Origin of the sequence: Nocardioides sp. (genome assembly GCF_034670285.1) — a bacterium.
GTDB lineage: Bacteria > Actinomycetota > Actinomycetes > Propionibacteriales > Nocardioidaceae > Nocardioides.
In genome coordinates, this window is record NZ_JAXMNS010000284.1 from 1 (window position 1) to 5120 (window position 5120).

The 5120-nt window shown below is 71.6% G+C and carries 5 protein-coding genes and 1 pseudogene; 5 read left to right on the top strand and 1 reads right to left on the bottom strand.

The features are described 5' to 3' along the window. Positions 1–1098, top strand: a pseudogene (locus tag VOI19_RS13905) (phenylalanine--tRNA ligase subunit beta); the annotation flags it as partial. Between the two features lie 5 nt (positions 1099–1103). Here the strand turns inward: VOI19_RS13905 and VOI19_RS13910 are convergent. Then, entirely contained in the window at positions 1104–1898 is a 795-nt protein-coding gene (locus VOI19_RS13910; protein ID WP_323793559.1) for a maleylpyruvate isomerase family mycothiol-dependent enzyme, read from the bottom strand. A gap of 88 nt (positions 1899–1986) precedes the next feature. Here VOI19_RS13910 and argC point away from each other — a divergent pair, with 88 nt between their 5' ends. From argC to argB, 4 genes are all read left to right on the top strand, one after another. After that, on the top strand, positions 1987–3030 hold the full coding sequence (gene argC / locus VOI19_RS13915; RefSeq protein WP_323793560.1) for an N-acetyl-gamma-glutamyl-phosphate reductase: 1044 nt from the start codon (positions 1987–1989) through the stop codon (positions 3028–3030). Beyond that, positions 3027–3458 (top strand): ACT domain-containing protein, encoded by a 432-nt coding sequence (locus VOI19_RS13920; RefSeq protein ID WP_323793561.1) that lies wholly within the window; start codon positions 3027–3029, stop codon positions 3456–3458. Before argC ends, VOI19_RS13920 begins: the two co-directional genes overlap by 4 nt. Beyond that, positions 3455–4606: a bifunctional glutamate N-acetyltransferase/amino-acid acetyltransferase ArgJ gene (gene argJ, locus VOI19_RS13925; protein ID WP_323793562.1), complete on the top strand. Its 1152-nt coding sequence runs from the start codon at positions 3455–3457 to the stop codon at positions 4604–4606. Before VOI19_RS13920 ends, argJ begins: the two co-directional genes overlap by 4 nt. Beyond that, positions 4603–5120 (top strand): acetylglutamate kinase (gene argB, locus VOI19_RS13930; RefSeq protein WP_323793563.1); only part of this gene is annotated, 518 nt, incomplete at its 3' end. The genes argJ and argB, both read left to right, overlap by 4 nt.

Consider the following 5120-nt stretch of genomic DNA (forward strand, 5'->3'; position numbering starts at 1 on the left):
GACGTCACCGACCCCTACGACCTCGTCGAGGAGGTCGTGCGGATCGTCGGCTACGACCTAGTGCCCTCCGTCCTCCCGACGCCCGGCGCCGGTCGCGGACTCACGCGCAGTCAGCGGCTACGTCGTCGCATCGGACGCACCCTTGCCGGTGCGGGATGCGTCGAGGTCATCAGCTTCCCCTTCGTGGGCGAGGCCGCTCTCGACCAGCTCGGTCTGCCGGCCGACGACCGCCGCCGCGACACGGTGCGGCTCGCCAACCCGCTGTCGAACGAGGAGCCCTCCTACACCACCACGCTGCTGCCCGGCCTGCTCCGCACCGCGGCCCGCAACCTGGGGCGCGGCGCTGCCGGGGTGTCGCTCTTCGAGACCGGTACCGTCGCCTTCCCCGCCGGTCGCGGTGCTGCGCCGATCTACGGCGTCGACACCCGTCCCGACGAGGCGCAGCTCGCTGCGCTGATGGAGGCCATCCCGGTGCAGCCGCTGCACCTCGGCGTGGTCCTGGCCGGCGAGCGTGAGCGCGCCGGCTGGTGGGGCGCCGGGGCCGACAGCGGCTGGTCCGACGCCGTCGGAGTCGTACGGCGCCTCGCGGCCGAGCTGGGCGTCGACCTCGAGGTCCGCGCCACGGCGTCGGCTCCGTGGCACCCGGGTCGCTGTGCCGAGCTCGTCGTCGGCGACGCCGTCCTCGGTCACGCCGGTGAGCTGCACCCGAAGGTCTGCCGGGCCGTCGGGCTCCCCGAGCGCAGCGCTGCGCTCGAGATCGACCTCGACCTCCTGCTGAGCCACGTACGCGACGTCGTCCCGGGTCCTGACTTCTCCACCTTCCCGGTGGCCAAGGAGGACGTCGCCCTTCTCGTCGACAGCGCGGTCACCGTGGCCTCCGTCGAGGACGCGCTGCGCAGCGGCGCGGGAGACCTGCTCGAGTCGATCCGGCTCTTCGACGTCTACACCGGCGAGCAGGTCGGTGCTGGTCAGAAGTCGTTGGCCTTCGCCCTGCGCTTCCGTGCCCCGGACCGCACGCTCACCGAGGACGAGACGAGCGCGGCCCGCAACTCTGCCGTGGCTGCGGCCGTCGAGCAGGTCGGCGCCGTCCAGCGCTGAGCCTGCTAGTTCAGGGGCTGGTCGAGGATCTCGGTCAGGCTCGCCACCGCTCCCGGCTCGCCCGTGAGCTGGACGGCGTCCGCGGGGGAGCGGTCCCACAACCACGCGTCGGCGGTGCCGGCGTCGGCGCGCAGCACGGCGTCGGGGTCCGTTCCGGGGTCGTCGACGAGTGCCAGGTCGATCTCGTCCTCCTCGACTCCGGTGTCGGGGTGGCGGCCGGTGAATCGCCCGAGCGCCACCCACAATGTGGTGTCGGTGTCGGTGAGGTCGACGCGCACGTGGCGCCCGTCGGGGGTGAAGCGGCCCCAGTCGGGGACGCCGCCGTAGATGACCCCGAGCCCCTCGGCGACACCGTCCGCGGCGAGCACCGAGTCGAGCGGAGTCGCCGACCCGCAGGTCTGCTCGGCGTCGAGCCGGTGGATCAGGGCCTCGTGGGCCTGGCGGCGCGCGATGAATCCGACCGTCTGCTCTGGTGCCCACGACCAGGCGTGCTCGGCCGGGTCGGCTACGGCCAGGGCGTGCCTCAGGTCTGCCGATGCCTCGTCGAAGGCGCCGAGCAGGGCGTCGTACGACCCGGGCCGGTCGGGGTGCGTGAGGGTCTCGGGGCCCGACGGACGCCCGGCGACGATGCGGCTCCAGAACCACTGGACCTCGGTGAGGTGCCACAGCAGATCGGCTGCGTCCCAGTCGGGACAGGCCGGCACGCGGGCGGTGGGGTCGGCGTCACCCAGCACGGAGCGGAACCGTGCGGACTCCGAACCGATATGGTCGAGGTAGGCGTCGAACGTCAGCCGAGTCATGGCCCGCACGCTAGCCCGCGCGGCAGCGGCTGACCATCGATCGACCCCGCCATGAGTAGTCATGCAGTGGTGTGTATAGTCATGCGTTATGACGACGAGTTCGCAACGACCCCGCATCGCGGTCGCCGGAGCCAGCGGCTACGCCGGTGGCGAGGTGCTCCGCCTGCTCCTGGGCCACCCGGGAGTCGAGATCGGCGCCCTGACGGGTGGCTCCAACGCCGGCCAGCCGCTCGGCGCCCTCCAGCCACACCTGGTGCCGCTGGCCGACCGGGTCCTCGAGGCGACCACGCCCGAGACCCTCGCCGGGCACGACGTCGTCTTCCTCGGGCTCCCGCACGGTCAGTCCGGTGAGATCGCGGCCGCGCTCGGCGACGACGTCATCGTCATCGACTGCGGTGCCGACTTCCGGCTCGCCGATGCCGCGCTGTGGGAGCGCTTCTACGGTGGCGCCCACGCCGGCACGTGGCCCTACGGACTGCCCGAGCTGCCCGGTCAGCGCGCCGTGCTGGCCGGTGCGAGCCGCATCGCCGTGCCCGGGTGCTACCCGACGGTCTCGACGCTCACCCTCGCCCCGGCAATCGCCGCGGGCATCATCGAGCCGGACGTCGTGGTGGTCGCGGCGTCGGGCACCAGCGGCGCGGGCAAGGCGGCCAAGCCGCACCTGCTCGGCAGCGAGGTCATGGGCAACGCCAGCGCCTACGGCGTGGGTGGCGTGCACCGTCACACCCCCGAGATCATCCAGAACCTCGGTGGCCTCACCGATGCCGACGTGTCGGTGAGCTTCACCCCGATGCTCGTCCCGATGTCGCGCGGCATCCTCGCCACGTGCTCGGCCCCGTTGAGCGGCGACCTCACGGCGCAGGAGGCCTACGACGTCTACGCCAAGGCCTACGCCGACGAGCCGTTCGTCCACCTGCTGCCCTCGGGCATGTGGCCGCAGACCCAGTCGGTCCTCGGCTCCAACAGCGTCCACGTGCAGGTCACCGTCGACACCGATGCGCGCCGCCTCGTGGCGGTGGGCGCCGTCGACAACCTTGCCAAGGGCACGGGCGGCGCAGCCGTCCAGTGCATGAACCTCGCGCTCGGCCTCGAAGAGGGCCTGGGCCTGACCACCGTAGGAATCGCCCCATGAGCACTCCGTCGACCTTCACCCTTTACCAGTACCCGGAGACGCTCGCCGTCGTGCGCCTCGGCGTCGGCGACGAGATCCCGGCCTGGGCCGAGTCGTCCTCGATCTTCTCGGTCACCGGCACCGCCACGGAAACCTCGATCGTGTGCGCGGCACGCAGCGTGCCCAAGAAGGCCCGGCACGAGCGCGGCTTCATCGCCTTCGAGGTCCAGGGTCCGCTCGACTTCGCGCTCACCGGCGTGCTGGTCGCCCTGCTGACCCCGCTGGCCGAGGAAGAGATCAGCGTCTTCGTCCAGTCGACGTTCGACACCGACTGGATCCTGATCCCGCAGAACGACGCCGAGCGCGCTGCCGAGACCTGGCGACGAGCGGGACACCACGTCACCGTCGCCGTCCCCGCCACCAAGGCCTCGCGAAAGAGCACGTCATGACCATCACCCACCCAGCCGGCTTCCGGGCCGCGGGCGTCGCCGCCGGGCTCAAGTCCACCGGTGCCAAGGACCTCGCGCTCGTCGTCAACGACGGCCCGCGCCACGACTCGGCCAGCGTCTTCACCGCCAACCGGTGCAAGGCCAACCCGATCCTGTGGAGCCAGGAGGTCGTCAAGGACGGCGTCGTGCGCGCCGTCGTCCTCAACTCAGGCGGGGCCAACTGCTACACCGGCGCCGACGGCTTCCAGACCACCCACAGCGTCGCCGAGCGGGTCGCCGAGAAGGTCGGCATCGGTGCCATCGACGTCGTCGTCTGCTCGACGGGCCTCATCGGACTGGCCAACTCCCGCGACGACCTCCTCGCGGGTGTCGATGCCGCGCACGCCGCCCTGAGCGGCGAGGCCGGCGACGACGCCGCGCAGGCGATCATGACCACCGACTCGGTGAGCAAGCAGGCCGTCGTCGAGGGCGCCGGCTGGAGCATCGGCGGGATGGCGAAGGGTGCCGGGATGCTGGCGCCCCAGCTCGCCACCATGCTCGTCGTGCTGACCACCGACGCCGTCGTACCGGCCGCCGACCTGGACACAGCGCTGCGCGCCGCCACCCGGGTGAGCTTCGACCGCCTCGACTCCGACGGCTGCATGTCGACCAATGACACCGTGACCGTGCTCGCGAGCGGGGCCAGCGGCATCACGCCGGCGCTGCCGGACTTCACCACTGCGCTCACCCAGCTCTGCACCGACCTCGCCATGCAGCTGCTCCGCGACGCCGAGGGCGCTGATCACGAGATCGCGATCACGACGGTCAACGCCGCCACCGAGGAGGACGCCGTCGAGGTCGGGCGCAGCGTGGCCCGCAGCAACCTCTTCAAGGCCGCCGTCTTCGGCAAGGACCCCAACTGGGGACGGGTCCTGGCCTCGCTCGGGACGACGAGCGCCGCCTTCGACCCCGCCGACCTCGACGTCGCGATGAACGGCGTGTGGGTCTGCCGGGCCTCGACCCCGGCGGAGGACCCCGCGGGCGTCGACCTCGGCCCGCGCGAGGTGACCGTGACGATCGACCTCAAGTCCGGCACGGAGCGAGCCACCGTCTGGACCAACGACCTGACCCATGCCTACGTCCACGAGAACAGTGCGTACTCCTCATGAACAATGACTCCAGCCTCGTCCCCGGGGCCTTCGACACCAGCAAGCCCGACCAGGCCAAGGCGCGCACGCTCGCCGGCGCCCTGCCGTGGTTGAAGGCCTACCACGGCAAGATCGTGGTCATCAAGTACGGCGGCAACGCCATGATCGACGACGATCTCAAGCGCGCCTTCGCCGAGGACGTCGTGTTCCTGCGCATGGCCGGCTTCAAGCCCGTCATCGTGCACGGCGGCGGTCCGCAGATCTCCGCGATGCTCGACCAGCTCGGCATCGAGTCCGAGTTCAAGGGCGGCCTGCGCGTCACCACCCCGGAGGCCATGGAGGTCGTGCGGATGGTGCTCGTCGGCAAGGTCCAGCGCGACCTCGTCGGCCTCATCAACGACCACGGCCCCTTCGCGGTCGGGCTGTCCGGCGAGGACGCCGGGCTCTTCACCGCGACGCCCACCAACACCATCGTCGACGGCGAGGAGGTCGACCTCGGCCTCGTCGGCGAGGTCACCAAGGTGCGTCCCGAGGC

Excerpts from the sequence above, each read along its gene's own strand:
- argJ (WP_323793562.1), top strand. The coding sequence starts at position 3,455 with ATGACCATCACCCACCCAGCCGGCTTCCGGGCCGCGGGCGTCGCCGCC.
- argC (WP_323793560.1), top strand. The coding sequence starts at position 1,987 with ATGACGACGAGTTCGCAACGACCCCGCATCGCGGTCGCCGGAGCCAGC.
- VOI19_RS13910 (WP_323793559.1), bottom strand. The coding sequence starts at position 1,898 with ATGACTCGGCTGACGTTCGACGCCTACCTCGACCATATCGGTTCGGAG.
- VOI19_RS13920 (WP_323793561.1), top strand. The coding sequence starts at position 3,027 with ATGAGCACTCCGTCGACCTTCACCCTTTACCAGTACCCGGAGACGCTC.